Here is a 15,853-nt window from a genome sequence, read left to right as displayed (position 1 = left end):
GCAATGATGGTTCGGAAAGTCTTGCTATTCTCAAAACGGTAGAAATTAACCATAAATGGCAACAGTTTTGGCAGCAAGCTGCTTAGATAACAAAATGCCACTTTTATTTACAATACCTAGTTTTATATATTTCTATCCATTTCGTAAACTCAGCCCAACTCCACTACTATAAATGAATAAACCGAGTGCGTTTTTGATGGCTCAAAATTGACATAGTTTTCCTGCCTGCTAAAATATATTTGACCAATCCTGCAAAATCAAGGATGAATTAGCTGTTTTATCCAAAAACTCCTTAAAAAGGGCTTCGTCCTTCATTTAGACCTATTCATCCGGCAAATGGAAGGGTTGAAAAAATGGGTTTGAAGAAAAGAGTCTTTGAGCGTAGTTTTGGAGAAAAAAGAATCTCCTGAATGAGACTTTGGTCAACCCTGCTCGGTAAACTCAAACAAAAAGATACCCAACTCCTATTGGCGGGGTTCTTCATTTACAGCTTTGTGATAGTACTTGTCATGTGGGATTATGGCAATAAATTCACGGTTTGGAATGCACGTTTTTTCTGGGTGGGTATTCCGCTTGGGCTGGTTTATTATTACATCCAATATCGTTTTAGTCTACGTTTGCTTCATCAGAAAGAGTACATCATTTTTTTTGTTCGGTTGGTGATTGCTTTCCTCGCTTTAGCGGCTATCTATTCGTTGACCATTTATGTGTTGATACCCGAGAAATATTTGCTTCACTATTTTTCAGGCTTATTATCCAACCTTCCTAAAAATGCAAATAAGGACACCACGGAGGGGCTTAAAACGGGAATATCCATTGGGTTTGTGATTGGTTACGCCATCAATAAGGCGTTTTGGGATATTGCCATTTGTACAATGGTGCTGTATTTTTATTCCAAAATCCTCACGGCTGCTGAACCGATTGTTGTTGAAAAGTCTGAAAATGAGCGCCTTGATAAAATCAGGTTGTATTCATGGCATGTTTTTGCCTGGGTTTTGTATCACTATCTGTCTGATTACAACAAAATCCTGAAACAACCCATGGCTTTGGTGACCGAATCACTGATGATTTTGGTATCCATTGGGTTCTTTTACCTGAGCTATTTTACAAGTTTCAAATTATTGATTCGCGGGCGGGTTCTTTTGTCGTTTATTTGGATTTGCTTCTTATGGTTTGTCCTCATTTATGTGAAGGCTTTTGTATTTGCGTGGTTGGTCAATGAGTTTCATTTTCCAGCTTTTATCTACGGCGAAGACGTGATGCCCGAAATAAAAAAGGCCATTGCGAGTATAGAGAAGGCCAAATTCAATCCTTTTAAAAATGGGGGAAAAGGGTACATGGCGTATAGTTTTACGGTGGGGCAGGTATTGCTGCAAGTAGCTTCCAAAGAATTTTTTATCCTGTTATGCAGTATTTTCTACGGCTACGCTCTCAAGCTGCTTGAAACCCAAAAACGTCTTTTAGCCTCCCAAATCCTGTCGTTGAAAGCCCAGATTAATCCTCATTTTTTGTTCAACAGCCTTAATTTTTTGTACGCACGGGCGCTGCCGTTGTCGGAAGATTTGGCCAAATCCACCATGCTGCTTTCGGAAATTATGCGGTATGGATTGAAAGGAACCGACGAAGAAGACAAAGTGCCGCTCGAAAATGAAATCAAACACCTCGAAAACTTCATTGAATTCAATCAATTGCGGTTTTCCAATCGCCTGAATGTGTATTTCGAGAAAACGGGTAACGTGCAGTTTCGTCGGATTATGCCGCTGTTGTTGATTACTTTTGTTGAAAATGCCTTTAAATACGGCGAACTTTTGGACGAAAATTACCCTGTCAACATTACGTTGAGGGTAGAAGGAGGGAATTTGTATTTTACAGTGTCTAACAAAAAACGCATTGGACCGCGCGAACTTTTGACGGGAGTAGGGCTTCAAAATATCAAAGCACGATTGGAATTGGTGTATCCCAAAAAGCACGCAATCCGCATTACCGACGAAGAACATTTTTATAAAATCGAATTGAAAATACAGTTGTAAAACTACCGTACACGATGATAAACTGCCTAATAGTAGACGACGAACAAGGGGGGCTATTGACGTATTGACGCATTATATCAACAAAATACCTTACCTGAACTTGGTGGGGGCTTGTTTGGGCCCCTTGGATGCTTTGGATAAAATTTACTCCGAAAAAATAGAGTTGGTTTTTCTGGACATTCACATGCCCGAACTTTCAGGAATCGACTTTATGAAACTGATGAAAGGACGCATCCGGGTGATTTTGACGACGGCTTACAGTCAATATGCTCTAGAAGGCTACGAACTCAACGTGATTGATTATTTGCTCAAACCCATTCCCTTTGAGCGTTTTGTCAATGCCGTACAAAAAGCCAAGGAGGCATTGGACCCGAAAGAGACACTGGAAGCCAAAACACCTCCAAAACAGGAAGACGAATTTATGTTTGTGAAGACAGACAGCCGAATTCAGAAAGTGCGATTTGGAGACATTCGGTACATCGAAAGTTTAGGGAATTACGTCAGTATTTACACCGAACAGGAACGCATTGTATCGCATCTGACCATGAAAGATATTGAAGAGCGCCTTTCCGAACAGCATTTTATGAGGATTCACCGTTCGTTTGTGATTTCGCTTGATTATGTTCAGTTTATCGAGGGGAACCAGATTTTTTTGGACAAAAGGATAGCTCTTCCTTTGGGTGAAACTTACCGAGATAAGTTTTTTAAGGCCTTGGACGACAACATGCTGACGGGTAAAAAGTAGAAAAAATTAGAGATGCCCCTCCTTGCCAACTACCCATAAACAAAGGCCTTCAGGTAGTAAATGTGCAGCGAGTAAGCGCCGAATAAGATGCCCAGAATGCCGATAAAGATTTTGAGTCGGGTGAATTTGAAATAGGGAGCAACCATCAAAAATGCCAAATGCAACGCCTGCACCACATAGCGTGGACTGAATATGTGGGTAATCGAAACAAACGTGTCCATAATCAGCAGGTAGCAGGCATAGATAAAAAGTTGTTGGTGGTTGGCGCGCTGTTCCATGAATCGGTGGTAAAGACTGTAAAGAAACAGAGCTGCAATGATGACAAAGAAACAGGGGACGACAAGTGAAAAACGCTCTATAAACCTAAAATTTCCGATTTTTAAAAAGAGAGATTGTAAAGCTAAGAATCGAAAAATGTTTCATTGTAAATTGATAATCAGGCAAACCGCCAGCAATGCCGTATAGAACTTCAAATGATTGCGCTTGAAATAAAACCAAGTGGGTTCTAAAATAAAAAACACAAGACCTGAATAAGCCAAGGCCAAAAATCCAAAGTAAAAGTTGAACCCACTTAATTTGAAACCGCCTTTATAATGCAAAGCGGGAGGTAACAAGCCTTTCCAAATCCAAAAGACGGGAAAAAATCCTGCAAAAGCGATGAGTAGGATGGCAGAATTAAGCCAAAAATGAGTTCGGAAGTTGAGTAAAGTAAACAGACCCAAACAGGCAAAAATCATTAAAAACTGGGTTCTCCCCAAAATTGCAAGAGCCAGACAAAGGCCGCATCCTACGGCGATTGTCCATTTTAAAACGGGACGATTGACGTTGGGTACATAGAAGTAACCGAGCAAAAACAATAAACAGAAAAACATGGCTGGGGCTTCGGTGAGCGCAATACCGCCAATCGTCCAAACCAAAGGCACCGTGATAAGCGATAAAGTATTGACAAAAGCGTCCTGAAGTTGAAAGGAGTGTTGGGCTATCAAATACAAAAGCACTAAAGCGGCCCCAAAAAGCCCTAAATTCACATACCTCATGGCAGGGAATTGTGCATGAGTAAGCGGACTGAAAAAAGAGTGAACCATCTGATACAGAGGGTCCGGTGCCTGTTTGGTGATGTTCAGTACGAACGTTTCCGAAAACCCATATTTTTGGTACAGTAAAAGATTGGGATGGAAAACGATTTCATCGTAAATGGGAACATAAGGGCTCATCACTACCTGTATCAGCAGGAGAAAGCAACCTATTGTACATACCGTAGGTGTTTTTAAGAGAAAGGGCTTTTTTTATTGGTGAAATTATACTCATTCAATGCTAAGTTGGTGTATTTTTGTTTTGTATCTGTCTGAATATCAAAATCATATAAGTTGGATTCGGCGGACTGCAATCGCACATTGAAAATCGCACATCGAAAATGGTATTACTGCTTCATTTGCTCAACCTCAAGGTTCCTTCCGCTTCATAAATCAGGACTTCGTCTTCCAATAATTCCCGAATGGTGTTAATGGCGTTTTGTTCGTTTTTAAGGCCAAAGGCTGCTACCAATTGTTGAGGCGTAAGCGGGCTGAGATTCAAAAGTTTGAGGATTTCGGTACGAAGTTGCGTATTTTCGGGAGAGGGAGCCGTTTTTTTCTTTTTGGCCAAACAGTTATCGCAAATCCCGCATTCGGCATCGGTGATTTCGCCAAAGTACTGTTGGAGCAATTGGGTGCGGCATCGGGTGCTGTGTTGTACATACTTGGTGACGGCCTCCACGCGTTGAAAATCAGCTTCCTGTTTTTCCTGAATAGCCAACGCATTGATGGGCATCATCGCGGCATCAAAACGGGGTGTCAGAAAGCACAATTGCGGTTTGTCGCGCTGCTTGTCGTACACTAATACATTCATATCGTTCAGCCCCTGCAACAACTTAATGACGTCAGCTTCGAGGGTGTAGTGTTTCTGACTGATGGCGGTTTCGGAAATATGGACAAACTGCGTAAAGACTTCGCCGCCGTACATCCGAAGCAGGAGTTTAATGAAACTGTCGTACTGCGGAAATTTGAGTTGAAGATCGTACAGCGCTCGGTTGTCTACTGTAATGTGGATTTTCGAGCTGCTGTTAAAAGCGTCACTCAATTGCAGAAATCCTTCTTCCTCAAGCAGCTTGATGGCATAGTGAGTTTCAGACAACGGCAAGCCGAATATTCCCGTAAAGTCCTGTAAATCAAAATCAAAGTTTTCTAATTCGCCGCCCCCCACGGGGATTTGGTAATAATTGGCCAATGCCTGATACACGCGGCGAAGCAGTTCAATAGGCGGATATTTTTGCTCCACATTCCGACGAAGTTCGCTCAAATCCCGTTGGGAATACAGAGCCACGGCATACGCTTTCCCCTTGTCGCGACCCGCGCGACCTGCTTCTTGGTAATAGGCTTCCAAGTTATCGGGCAGGTCGGTGTGAACCACGACGCGTACATCGGGTTTGTCAATGCCCATACCGAAGGCGTTGGTCGAGACCATGACCCGCACGCGGTTGCGAATCCAGGCTTCCTGCTTTTCGCCGCGTTGTTTGGTCGGAATGCCCGCGTGGTAAAATTCGGAACGAATGCCGTTGCGGTTGAGCCAATCCGAAATCTCTTTGGTTCGCCGACGATTGCGAACATACACAATGGCGCTTCCCTGCACATTTTGAAGAATGCGAAGCAAACGAGCGTCTTTGTTTTCCTCAAAAAATGCTGAATACGACAAATTGGAACGCGCAAACGAATCCTGAAACACAGCAGGCTGCGACATTTCCAGTTTTTCGCAAATATCAATTTTAACGGGTTTGGTAGCGGAAGCTGTCAACGCGATGAGCGGAACGTCAGGAATCAGTTTTCTGAATTCAGCGATTTGCAGATAGGCCGGTCGAAAATCGTAGCCCCACTGCGAAATACAGTGCGCTTCGTCAATAGCCAGCAGATTTACTTTCATCAACTTAACCCGCGCCAGAAAAATGTCGGTGCGAAGGCGCTCGGGTGAAACATACAGGAATTTGGTGTTTCCGTGAATGCAGTTATCAAGAACAATGTCAATTTCGTGCCAATTCATGCCCGAATAAATGGCCGCAGCCCTGATTTGCCGTCGTTTGAGTTGCTCCACTTGGTCTTTCATCAAAGCAATCAGGGGTGTGACGACGATACAAACTCCGTCTTTGGCTAAGGCCGGTACTTGAAAACAGAGTGATTTTCCGCCGCCTGTGGGAAGCAGGGCCAATGTATCTCGCCCCGCTAATACTGCATGGATGATGTCTTCTTGCAGCGGACGAAAAGAATCGTAATTCCAGTATTGTTTAAGGATTTCGTGAATCATGGACAGGTACTAATGAAACGCAAAGGTAACACTTGGGAAAGTAAATAAAATTTATAATCTTGCTTAGAGGATTAGCAATCCGCCATCAGAGAGAGAAATTAGTTGGTCAATAATTTGTTATTCAAAGCAGATGATGAAAATGAAAAAAATCTACCTCATACCGCGCTATGCAGGAAATCACCATCATCATTGGTACATTTGGCTGAAAGATGAAATTGAAAAATCAAACAAAGACGTAGCGGTAACTATCATCACCCCTCCCAATTGGCAAAATCCGTCCATTGATGAAACCGTCAAATTTTTGAGAAATCAAATTCCGGTTGATTCACTCAACGAAAACGTATTTTTAGTAGGCCATAGCTTAGGTTGCCAGGCATGTTTAAGATATGCAGAAAATATCAATAAACCGGGAGTGAAAATAGGAGGTATGGTATTAGTAGCCGCTTGGTTAAAAGTGCAGGAACCATGGAAAGAAATACAGCAATGGTGCGATCATCCTATCAATTTTGAAAAAATAAGAGAAGTAACGACGCCCGGTTCGGTAAAAATTCTGATTTCTGATAATGACCCCTTCACGCCCGATTACAAAACAGCAAAATCGGAGTTTGAAAAAATGCTGAAAGCCGAAGTAAAAATACTGCCCAACCGAAGGCATTTAACGGACAACCACATTGAAGAAGTAAAAAGTGAGTTGGAAAAATTGGTGAAGGAATAAACATCACCCGATAGCGGGAGCCTCCGGCTCGTGCTGTATTGGACGAATACCATCTCGATTCGATCGATACTTGCTTGATTTTCTTAAACTTACTAACGGAGCTTCAATATTAGATTATTGTCTTATGGGATTTAAGAATAATAAATTAGCATACGGTATTGACGAATATATGCTGTTGTTTTGGCAAGAGAATAATCAATTTGCTTTGAAAGCTGTCCCATTTATGAAAACTTCTTTAAATCAACATTTTTGTTATTGGATTGAAAATGAAAAAACAGATATTCACACAATCGTATATATCTCAGCAACAGGCAAAGTTTTGCCTGTTGCAACTAATTTTTTGAAATTTATCGAAACCTTTATTGAAGATATAGAGAGTACTATCACTGGTTCTCCAAATAATAAGTTACTCTTATATATTTCTCATGAAGAATGGCCGGAAAATATAAACCATTGGCTTAATAATGATCCTGATTTAGAATATGTTAGTTTATAAAGCCATCTGATAATCCGAATAAACCCGATAGCGCGAGCGTCTCGCTCGTGCTGACTATTTCAAGGCTCGCAGCGGCGCACCGTTCCAGCCTATGAATAACCGAAAAAAGAAAAGCCAGAGGCTTTCAAATATAAAAAGCACCGCAACGGCGGACCGTGAGCGGGACGCCCGTGCTATCAGTACCCAACAAAATAATTCATGAGTAACCTGATTCCCTCCTACAAGCCCAATACAATCCGCTTCAAATCGGCTTTGGTTTTTGCCCGCGACCCATTGGCGTTTATCCAAAAAGGCTTTACAGCCTGTGGGGATACCTTTAATTTGAAGCTGTTTCGTGACCTTGTTTTTACCCGAGACCCTGCTTTTTTCAAGCATGTTCTTGTACAGAACAACAAAAAATACGTCAAAGGAAAGGCGTTTGCAGAGTTGTCAAAGGTACTGGGAAAAGGACTCTTGACGAGCGAAGGTGATTTTTGGCTTCGGCAACGCCGGCTGATTCAACCTGTTTTTCACCGCGAGCGATTGCAGGGTTTGGTGAGAACCATGAGCGAAATTACAGCCGATTTTCTGAATGAATTGGAAGAAGTCCGGGGGAAATCAGCGATAGATATTGATGAGAAAATGATGAGACTGACGGCAGATATTGCCCTGAAAACCTTGTTCAGCACCATCACCAACGAAAATAAAACGAAAATTTATCAGCAAATCAACCGTTCCCAAGAGCATATCATAACGCACATCCGAAAACCTTTTTTGAAACCTTGGATGGCTATTAATGGAGCCAACCGTCGTTTTCGAAGGGATTTGGCGTATTTTGACGGGATGATTTTTGACATCATCGAGCAACGACGCGCTTCGGGCGAATCTCCCGATGATTTATTGCAGATGCTCTTGGACTGTACCGACGAAGAAACCGGCGGCCAAATGAACGATGCGCAGGTACGCGATGAAGTGATTACGATGTTTTCCGCAGGACACGATACCTCAGCCAATGGCCTGAATTGGTTGCTGTTAGAGCTTTCCAAGCGCCCCGAAATTGTCGCCAAAATCCGTGAAGAAAGTACGCTTTTTGACGACGTACCTACGTTTGAACAACTTAATCAGCTAACCTACACTCGTCAGGTAGTGGAGGAGGGGCTGCGCTTGTTTCCGCCTGCTTGGGCAGTAGCGCGCGAAGCGGTGGATGATGACGAAATTGAAGGGTATACAATCAAAAAAGGGACCATCGTTTTCATGCCCTTGTTTGAACTGCACCGCAATCCAAAACTGTGGGACAATCCGTTGGCATTTGACCCCGAACATTTCAGCGCAGAAAATGTCAAAAACCGCTCTAAGTTTTCGTATTTGCCTTTCGGAGCCGGGCCGCGTATTTGTATTGGTCAGCAGTTTTCCTTGATGGAAATGATACTGGTATTGGCTTCGTTAGTAAAGCGATTTACGTTTGAGGCAGACCCAACGCACGAACCCAACATGTTTCCGTTGATTACCCTAAAACCCACCAACGGCATCAAGATGTTTGTCAAATAAGCTCCATCGCAAATAAATCCACTAAATGTCTCCGTAACTTTTCGGCTACTTCGGGCAGGGGAATTTCTCGGCCAAGCTCCTGTTGTAAGGAAGTCACGGCCTTGTCGGTGATGCCGCAGGGAACGATATTGCCAAAGTACGATAAATCCGTATTGACATTAAACGCAAAGCCGTGCATCGTGACCCAACGACTGCATTTAACGCCCAAAGCACAGATTTTTCGGGGATTTTGTTGGGTTTCAAAATCAAGCCATACGCCCGTCAAACCATCAATTCGCCCTGCAGAAAGGCCATACTCAGCACAAGTGCGAATGATGCCTTCTTCCAACGTACGCATGTAGCGGTGAATATCGGTAAAGAAGTTTTCTAAGTCCAGGATGGGATAACCGACTAATTGTCCGGGACCGTGATAGGTAATGTCACCCCCCCGATTGATTTTGTAGAACGTGGCGTTTACCTCGTTGAGTTGTGTTTCGGAAAGCAACAAATTCTCCAAGTGTCCGCTTTTACCCAATGTGTACACGTGCGGATGTTGGCAAAACAGCAGGTGATTAGTAGTAGTTTGCTGTTGTTCAGGAGATAAGTTGCGATTTTGGGCTTTTAGAGCCACATTTTCAGCCAAAAGCTTTTCCTGATAGTCCCACGCCTGTTGATAATCTACCAGACCTAACTCTTCAAAACGGACTTTTTTATTGATGACGGTGTTCATATAATCAAAACGAAAACGCGAAATTATCTAACTTTGTGGAAACACTTACGGTTATGCGTCAAATAACCATTGAGGTGCCTGACCAACAATACGAATATTTTAAGTAGTTGGTTCGTAATGTTAAATTTGGGAAGGTCAAGCAGGAATCTCCGCTTGAAGCCCAACTTACGCCTTCCCAAAAGAAGACGTAGAAGAATATCAAGCAAGGGTTTGAGGAATTAAAACTTGTTGAACAGGGTAAAATGAAAACGATACCTGCTGAAGATTTCCTGAAAGAGCTAAGTGAAAAAAGGGGATAGAAGATACGATTCCGGTCTTAGGCGATAAAATTGCGTCTCCTAATTTTCCTTTTAGATAGTTTTTTCTGGTAGCCAATTCGGGTAATTTAGCCAATTTTTGTCTTATATGAGATATCCACATATTGACTGGATACAGCCATGGAAAGAAGAAATTTTGTCAAACACCTAACCAAAGGAAGCGCCGCCACTATTGCGTTGGGAACTTCTTTGACTTCGCAGGCTACCGAACTCTTGCTACATGATTCGAAGGCGGATGAACTGGCCGAACACAAAATTGCGGACATTAGCTATACCCAAGTACAGTTAAAATGGCCTCGTTTTGTGGGTAAAAATGCCCGCCGCGACATTCATGGCTATGGTCCCAGAGTCAGCGTTTGTGTTCTTACAACCGACAAAGGAGCGAGAGGGTGGGGGATGCACGGAAGGCGTAGTGACGAAACCAACGTTTATTTGAAGGGCAAACGAGTGTCGGACGTTTTTCAACCTTCCATGGGAGTGACTGATTCAAAAGCCTTGCCTTTTGATGTGCCTTTACACGATTTGGCAGGCATTATTCTCAACAAACCCGTTTATGAATTGCTGGGGCGGAAAAAACCGATTACTACCAAGTGCTACAGCGGCATGATTTATTTTGACGAGTTGGAACCGAAAGAAGGTCCTGTGAAGACCTTAGTGAAAGGAATGGACAACATCGTTGAAAACTGCGCGAGTGATTACAAATTGGGCTATCGCCAACTCAAACTTAAAATCGGCCGTGGAAATAGTTGGATGCCGAGAGACGAAGGCTTACAACGCGATATTGAAGTGACCCAATTGGTGCATAAAACGTTTCCGGATTGTGAAATTTTGGTAGATGCCAATGACGGTTACACTGCCGATACAACCATTGCCTACCTGAAAGGAATTGGCGATATTCCGTTGTTTTGGATAGAAGAGCCTTTTGCCGAAACCGTAGCCGATTATCAAAAATTAAAAGGATGGATAAAAGCCAATAACGTCAAAACGTTACTGGCTGATGGTGAAGCCAATCCCAATCAACAATTGCTGCGGGAATTGGAAGAAAAAAAACTCATTGATGTACACCTGACCGACCTGATGGGTTATGGGTTCACGCCTTGGCGACAACTGATGCCTGAGTTGAAAAAGCTGGGAATTTTGGCCTCGCCACATGCGTTTGGCGAACTGTTTAAGAGTTATTATACCGCTCATTTGACGGGAGGATTGGGAAATACGGTCACCATCGAAGGAGTACCCTGCACGAGCGAAGAAGTTGATTTCAGTAATTATAAAATTGTAGACGGCAAATTTATTCCGCCGGGCAAGCCTGGTTTTGGGATTACCTTGCTGAAAAAGAGTTAAGTCATTCCCAAATATACATTTGCGATTTATGGAATTTATCCCCCATTTACTTTTAGTGGAAGACGAAACCAAAGTAGCGACCTTTATAAAAAAGGGTCTTGAAAGGCAGGGTTTTACGGTCGAAATTGCGGAGGACGGAAGAGAGGGCAAGCGTTTTTTTGACGAGCGCACCTACGACCTGATCATCTTAGACGTAAATTTGCCCTACATGGACGGGGTACAGTTGGCCCACTACATTCGCACTAAAAATACCCAAGTGCCTATTCTGATGCTGACGGCTTTGGACACCACGGCCGACAAACTCGCGGGTTTTGATGCAGGCGTTGACGATTATTTGGTGAAACCATTTGATTTTATGGAGCTGATTGCGCGGTTGAAGGCATTGCTCAAAAGAACCATAAAAGCCCCTGAATCTGTAAATATTTTGCGCGTAGCGGATTTAGAGCTTGATTTAGATCAAAAGCTCGCAAGGCGAAACGGACAAACCATCGAATTGACTGCTAAAGAGTTTGCATTGCTGGAATACCTTATGCGCAACCGTGGGCGAGTAGTATCGAAAGTGGACATTGCCGAAAAAGTATGGGACATTAATTTCGACACGGGAACTAATTTCATTGAGGTTTATATCAATTATTTGCGTAAGAAAATTGATAAAGATACTTCCAATAAGCTGATTCATACGGTAGTAGGTATGGGCTATACCTTGAAAGAAAAATGACAATCCGCACCCGCTTAACTTTGCTTTTTACCGCAGTGGTTTCGATGTTGTTATTGGCTTTTTGTGTGGGCATCTATCTGTTGGCCGAGCGTCATCGCCGTATTGAGTTTTATGAACGCCTCCGAGCTGAAGCTACCACGTCGGCGGAGTTGCTTTTTGGGAAGAAGAAAGTGAGTCCAAAATTCTTTAAGTTGTTGGATGAAAATCATTTAACGGTTTTGAATGAAGAAGAAATAATCATCTACAACTACCGCGACTCGCTCGTGTACGAAAGCGGTACCGATTATTTGAAAGTGGATAAAGACATCCTTGACCGCGTACGGCTCGAAAACGAAATTCAACAAAAAGAGGGCCTTCGTGAGGTGGTGGGGGTGCTGTTTAAAGACCGCTATAATCGCTTTGTGGTGTTTGCCTCGGCGGTTGACAAATACGGGTACAGCAAAGTCAATAACCTTCTTTGGGTACTGGGTTTAGGGTGGTTTTTTGCCACTTTTGTGGTGTTTTTGGTAGGTTGGGTGTATGCGTATCGGGCGTTATTGCCCCTAAAAAGACTCATCCATAGTGTGGATAAAATTACCGCAACTCGGCTGGATTTGCGGGTAGAAATGTCGAACAATCAAGACGAAATTGGGCAATTGGCCGAGCGTTTCAATCGAATGCTCGACCGCTTAGAAGAAGCGTTTCAACTCCAAAGGGCGTTTGTTTCCAATGCTTCGCACGAATTAAGAACGCCGCTTACGGCCATTACGGGACAAATCGAAGTAGCACTGATGGACAATGACCCCCAAGAGTGGCACGATACACTGTGCTCGGTGCTTGATGATGCCCGTCAATTGAATCGCTTGTCCAATGGGTTGCTGTCATTGGCAAAGGTCAGTATGGAAGAGTCGGCGGTCAAACTGACGAATGTCTATTTAGATGAAGTTTTTTGGCAAGTTCGCAGTGAGTTGCTCAAGGCGTATCCATATTCTGGTATCAAAGTAGATTTAGCGAATTTCTCCAACGAATCAGCGCACTTTAATGTACTGGGGAATGAACCGTTGCTGAAGATTGCCCTCACCAATTTATTGGAAAACGGGATCAAATTCTCGCCTGACCATGAAGTTAAGGTTCATTTTAATAAATTGCCCGAAGCGTTTGAACTCTCTTTTACAAATCAGGGGTCGGTGATTCCGGAAGAGGAGCTGCCTTTGATTTTCAAGCCCTTTCATCGAGGCTCCAACGCGCGTACGATTGCCGGGCATGGCATTGGCCTGTCTCTTACCGAACGTATCATTAAATTGCATCGTGGAAGTTTGGCGGTTGAATCGGACTCTGTTCAGGGGACCACCTTTGCCATGACTCTTCCCCAAAAATCCTAATGATTTTCTAATTTCAGTCTAAGTTTCTTCTAAGGGGAGGGGCGTAGTTTTGTCTCAACCAAAAGGCAAGACCGTGATACGCTATAAATTAGATTTTTCTGAAACCTCCAAAACGAGAGTAATTCGAAGAACCAGTCGGAAGTGGGCTACTACAGTGGTGGCAAGTGTTTTTTTTATGACATTTGCTTTACTTTTCTTTGGAGGCTTAGGTACGGCTTTTCGCTATAGGGACCAACACCTAAGCCTACGCGAGCAACACGACTCGCTACGCCTGCGATACGATTCTCTCTACGCCGCCAAGTTGGAGGCCGACAGAAAGCTGGTTCAAATGCAGGGGGAGTTAAAATTACTTCAACAGACCCCATAATATTTCTAATGCACATCTCGTGTGGCCTTAATTCCCCTCTAATAACCCCGCGCTACTTTTGCCACATCAAATTAGGGAGGCAACCTATAAAATAAATCTCTGCCTAAAATTGATGCCATACATAATTTTTCACTTCATCAACAATTTAACTCATCAACAACCATGAAACGATTATTGAATGTATTAGCCGTTTTTTCAGTTGCCTGTTTTTTTAGCAGTTGCGCCGTTGTTCGCCAAGGCGAAGTGGGGGTGAAACGTACCCTCGGAAAGATTCAGCAGGCTCCCATCATGGAAGGGGTAAAAGGCTATAATCCGTTTGTGACGCGCATTATCAAAGTGCCTACCCGCACCATGAATATTGAAGTAAGGTCACCGTTGCCTTCCAAAGAAGGTCTTACTGTGCAATCGGATATTTCTATTTTATACCGCGTAGTAGGTAGCCAAGCACCGCAAATTGTCGAAAAATTAGGCCATAACTACGACCAAGTAGTGATTTTGCCCGTGTTTCGTTCAGCAGTAGCTGATGTGTCTGCTCGCTATTTTGCCAAAGACATGCATACAGGGCAACGAGCTTCCATTGAGAATGCGATTCGGGAACAGATGATGTCGCAGCTAAAAGACCGGGGCTTCATTGTAGAGTCGGTTCTTTTGAAGAGTATTGTACTGCCAGCTGGACTCACTAAAGCTATTGAAGAAAAACTCGAAGCCGAACAAGATTCTCAACGAATGCAGTTTATTCTGGACAAAGAACGCCAGGAAGCCCAACGCAGAATTATCGAAGCGGAAGGAGTACGGGATGCCCAGAAGATAATCAATGAAGGGCTCACACCGATGCTGATTCAGTTTAAGTCCATTGAGGCATTCAACAAGCTTTCCACTTCTCCTAACAGTAAAGTGATTATCACCAATGGCAACGCACCCATGTTGATAGCTCCTGATAAAGTACAGTAATAATGACTGTTTGAGTTTAGACGGGATGGATACTTTTATTTGTACTGTCTTTTTTCCTGAATTTATAAACCGATTTAATCATAAAATCCCATGAAAATCCTCAATCCTTGTTTATACATCGGCCTTGGAAGCGCCGTTTATGCCTTGGTCAAAACCGATGGACAACTCCACTTGCACGAATCCCTGAAAGCTCGCATAAGGCTCGTGGAAGAACCCCACGGCGAACTCGCAATGCAATCTTTCCAGATGCGTGAACATTATCAGACCACCATCGAAGACGCCTATAGCTTTGCGATGAGTTGCTTTGCCTCGCATCGTAATGAATTGAATGCAGCTACCCGTAAGTATTTAGTTAAAGTAGTAGAAAAAATAGCAGAAGCCGATGAGCAGGTTTCTGGAAAAGAAATAGCGTTTATCCGTCGCTTCCGCCGTGACATACGAAAAATCTGATTGACAACTTCCTCACTTTTTTTATCGCTTTTTCCTAAATGAAAATACCCTTAGTATTCTTTCTGGCTTTATCATTAGTTACTTTTCAAGGATATGCCCAACAAAACCTATTCAATATTCCTGCAGGTGACGCTACCCCAAAAGGTAAATTCTTTTTTCAGCATCAAATCAATTTTTATTCGTTTACCTCGCTTGAAGCCAAAAATCATTTGGTATATGGAGTGACCAATACATGGGAAGTAGGTTTTAATGTTGTCAACCTCAAAATGAACTGGGGGCATAGACAACAAAATGTGGAGTTTCTGACCACAAATTCATTGGATAAGCAATTGATAATCAAACCCTTGGTGCAGTTTACTTCCCAAAAATTCTTTCAGTTAACTCCCCACTTAAAAACATCAGTAGGTACTCAAATTGGATTCAATCCCCTGGTTTTGGCTAATAAACCCTATTTGACTCATTTTACCTACAATACGTGGATGTATGAACCTCGGAGACATGTAAAATTTGTGGTAGGTCCTTATTTGAGTGATTTTCGAACGGTAGGTGCAGGCAATCGTTTAGGAATTTTACTGGGATTTGAGTTGCCCTTACATCACAAGTTACTGTTAATGGGCGATTTTATTTCGGGCAATAATGCTACCGCAGTATCAGTCATTGGCTTTAATTATTTATTAACTAAACGTGTACAGCTATGTCTTGGCGGAATGATTCCCAACCCTGGCAGCCCTAATAAAGCGGGGGTAGTATTTGAACTTAATTTGCTTGGATTTGACGATCATTAGACGGAAGA

16 protein-coding genes are annotated in these 15,853 nt (G+C 42.9%); 12 read left to right on the top strand and 4 right to left on the bottom strand.

All coding sequences use genetic code 11. The features are described from left to right. The first annotated feature begins 410 nt into the window (after nt 1-410). Together Q0081_RS13455 and Q0081_RS13450 are read left to right on the top strand one after the other, a co-directional pair. The gene (locus tag Q0081_RS13455; RefSeq protein WP_298354142.1) at nt 411-2,030 is read left to right on the top strand and encodes a sensor histidine kinase; all 1,620 of its coding nucleotides are present in this window, start codon (nt 411-413) and stop codon (nt 2,028-2,030) included. A 64-nt stretch (nt 2,031-2,094) separates the two neighbouring features. Then, complete coding sequence (locus Q0081_RS13450; protein ID WP_298354139.1) at nt 2,095-2,775, top strand: LytTR family DNA-binding domain-containing protein; 681 nt, start codon at nt 2,095-2,097, stop codon at nt 2,773-2,775. 29 nt (nt 2,776-2,804) lie between these two features. Here Q0081_RS13450 and Q0081_RS13445 read toward each other — a convergent pair whose 3' ends face one another. From Q0081_RS13445 to Q0081_RS13435, 3 genes are all read right to left on the bottom strand, one after another. Continuing rightward, nucleotides 2,805-3,053 carry a hypothetical protein gene (locus Q0081_RS13445; RefSeq protein ID WP_298354136.1) on the bottom strand — a complete coding sequence of 83 codons (249 nt, stop codon included), beginning with the start codon at nt 3,051-3,053 and terminating at the stop codon, nt 2,805-2,807. A gap of 141 nt (nt 3,054-3,194) precedes the next feature. Continuing rightward, nucleotides 3,195-3,989, bottom strand: a complete 795-nt coding sequence (locus Q0081_RS13440) for a glycosyltransferase family 39 protein (RefSeq protein WP_298354133.1) — start codon at nt 3,987-3,989, stop codon at nt 3,195-3,197. A 214-nt stretch (nt 3,990-4,203) separates the two neighbouring features. Continuing rightward, nucleotides 4,204-6,108: an ATP-dependent DNA helicase RecQ gene (locus Q0081_RS13435; RefSeq protein WP_298354131.1), complete on the bottom strand. Its 1,905-nt coding sequence runs from the start codon at nt 6,106-6,108 to the stop codon at nt 4,204-4,206. Nucleotides 6,109-6,247: 139 nt separating this feature from the next. Between Q0081_RS13435 and Q0081_RS13430 the strand changes: the two genes are divergently transcribed. The 3 genes from Q0081_RS13430 to Q0081_RS13420 all read left to right on the top strand — a co-directional run bounded on the left by Q0081_RS13430 (nt 6,248) and on the right by Q0081_RS13420 (nt 8,846). Then, complete coding sequence (locus Q0081_RS13430; RefSeq protein WP_298354129.1) at nt 6,248-6,823, top strand: alpha/beta hydrolase; 576 nt, start codon at nt 6,248-6,250, stop codon at nt 6,821-6,823. A 124-nt stretch (nt 6,824-6,947) separates the two neighbouring features. Then, nucleotides 6,948-7,319, top strand: coding sequence for a hypothetical protein (locus Q0081_RS13425; RefSeq protein WP_298354126.1), 372 nt, complete (start codon nt 6,948-6,950; stop codon nt 7,317-7,319). 198 nt (nt 7,320-7,517) lie between these two features. Next, a complete protein-coding gene (locus Q0081_RS13420) occupies nt 7,518-8,846 on the top strand; it encodes a cytochrome P450 (protein WP_298354123.1) in 1,329 nt (442 codons plus the stop codon). Here the strand turns inward: Q0081_RS13420 and lipB are convergent. After that, nucleotides 8,839-9,555 carry a lipoyl(octanoyl) transferase LipB gene (lipB, locus tag Q0081_RS13415; protein WP_298354121.1) on the bottom strand — a complete coding sequence of 239 codons (717 nt, stop codon included), beginning with the start codon at nt 9,553-9,555 and terminating at the stop codon, nt 8,839-8,841. The two genes, Q0081_RS13420 and lipB, sit on opposite strands and share 8 nt — an antisense overlap. A gap of 437 nt (nt 9,556-9,992) precedes the next feature. On the opposite strand from lipB, the gene Q0081_RS13410 reads away from it, so the two are divergent. The 7 genes from Q0081_RS13410 to Q0081_RS13380 all read left to right on the top strand — a co-directional run bounded on the left by Q0081_RS13410 (nt 9,993) and on the right by Q0081_RS13380 (nt 15,845). Next, nucleotides 9,993-11,213 carry an enolase C-terminal domain-like protein gene (locus Q0081_RS13410; RefSeq protein ID WP_298354119.1) on the top strand — a complete coding sequence of 407 codons (1,221 nt, stop codon included), beginning with the start codon at nt 9,993-9,995 and terminating at the stop codon, nt 11,211-11,213. Between the two features lie 28 nt (nt 11,214-11,241). Then, nucleotides 11,242-11,931 carry a response regulator transcription factor gene (locus tag Q0081_RS13405; RefSeq protein ID WP_298354116.1) on the top strand — a complete coding sequence of 230 codons (690 nt, stop codon included), beginning with the start codon at nt 11,242-11,244 and terminating at the stop codon, nt 11,929-11,931. After that, complete coding sequence (locus tag Q0081_RS13400; protein WP_298354112.1) at nt 11,928-13,292, top strand: ATP-binding protein; 1,365 nt, start codon at nt 11,928-11,930, stop codon at nt 13,290-13,292. Before Q0081_RS13405 ends, Q0081_RS13400 begins: the two co-directional genes overlap by 4 nt. Nucleotides 13,293-13,365: 73 nt before the next feature. Beyond that, nucleotides 13,366-13,659, top strand: coding sequence for a hypothetical protein (locus tag Q0081_RS13395; RefSeq protein WP_298354109.1), 294 nt, complete (start codon nt 13,366-13,368; stop codon nt 13,657-13,659). A gap of 162 nt (nt 13,660-13,821) precedes the next feature. Then, entirely contained in the window at nt 13,822-14,610 is a 789-nt protein-coding gene (locus tag Q0081_RS13390; RefSeq protein WP_298354106.1) for a prohibitin family protein, read from the top strand. 90 nt (nt 14,611-14,700) lie between these two features. Continuing rightward, nucleotides 14,701-15,060, top strand: coding sequence for a TerB family tellurite resistance protein (locus Q0081_RS13385; protein ID WP_298354103.1), 360 nt, complete (start codon nt 14,701-14,703; stop codon nt 15,058-15,060). A 38-nt stretch (nt 15,061-15,098) separates the two neighbouring features. Beyond that, nucleotides 15,099-15,845, top strand: a complete 747-nt coding sequence (locus Q0081_RS13380) for a hypothetical protein (RefSeq protein WP_298354101.1) — start codon at nt 15,099-15,101, stop codon at nt 15,843-15,845. The last annotated feature ends 8 nt before the right edge of the window (nt 15,846-15,853 follow it).

Origin of the sequence: Runella sp. (assembly GCF_027484545.1) — a bacterium.
In the GTDB taxonomy this organism is placed as follows: domain Bacteria; phylum Bacteroidota; class Bacteroidia; order Cytophagales; family Spirosomataceae; genus Runella.
Note: the sequence above shows the minus strand (reverse complement) of the source record. Positions and strands in the feature narration are given on the sequence as shown.

Bases quoted from the DNA above. Each gene is read 5' to 3' on its own strand.
- lipB (WP_298354121.1), bottom strand. From the start codon at position 9,555: ATGAACACCGTCATCAATAAAAAAGTCCGTTTTGAAGAGTTAGGTCTG.
- Q0081_RS13425 (WP_298354126.1), top strand. From the start codon at position 6,948: ATGGGATTTAAGAATAATAAATTAGCATACGGTATTGACGAATATATG.
- Q0081_RS13455 (WP_298354142.1), top strand. From the start codon at position 411: ATGAGACTTTGGTCAACCCTGCTCGGTAAACTCAAACAAAAAGATACC.
- Q0081_RS13445 (WP_298354136.1), bottom strand. From the start codon at position 3,053: ATGGAACAGCGCGCCAACCACCAACAACTTTTTATCTATGCCTGCTAC.
- Q0081_RS13400 (WP_298354112.1), top strand. From the start codon at position 11,928: ATGACAATCCGCACCCGCTTAACTTTGCTTTTTACCGCAGTGGTTTCG.
- Q0081_RS13410 (WP_298354119.1), top strand. From the start codon at position 9,993: ATGGAAAGAAGAAATTTTGTCAAACACCTAACCAAAGGAAGCGCCGCC.
- Q0081_RS13435 (WP_298354131.1), bottom strand. From the start codon at position 6,108: ATGATTCACGAAATCCTTAAACAATACTGGAATTACGATTCTTTTCGT.
- Q0081_RS13430 (WP_298354129.1), top strand. From the start codon at position 6,248: ATGAAAAAAATCTACCTCATACCGCGCTATGCAGGAAATCACCATCAT.
- Q0081_RS13440 (WP_298354133.1), bottom strand. From the start codon at position 3,989: ATGAGCCCTTATGTTCCCATTTACGATGAAATCGTTTTCCATCCCAAT.
- Q0081_RS13385 (WP_298354103.1), top strand. From the start codon at position 14,701: ATGAAAATCCTCAATCCTTGTTTATACATCGGCCTTGGAAGCGCCGTT.
- Q0081_RS13390 (WP_298354106.1), top strand. From the start codon at position 13,822: ATGAAACGATTATTGAATGTATTAGCCGTTTTTTCAGTTGCCTGTTTT.
- Q0081_RS13380 (WP_298354101.1), top strand. From the start codon at position 15,099: ATGAAAATACCCTTAGTATTCTTTCTGGCTTTATCATTAGTTACTTTT.
- Q0081_RS13420 (WP_298354123.1), top strand. From the start codon at position 7,518: ATGAGTAACCTGATTCCCTCCTACAAGCCCAATACAATCCGCTTCAAA.
- Q0081_RS13405 (WP_298354116.1), top strand. From the start codon at position 11,242: ATGGAATTTATCCCCCATTTACTTTTAGTGGAAGACGAAACCAAAGTA.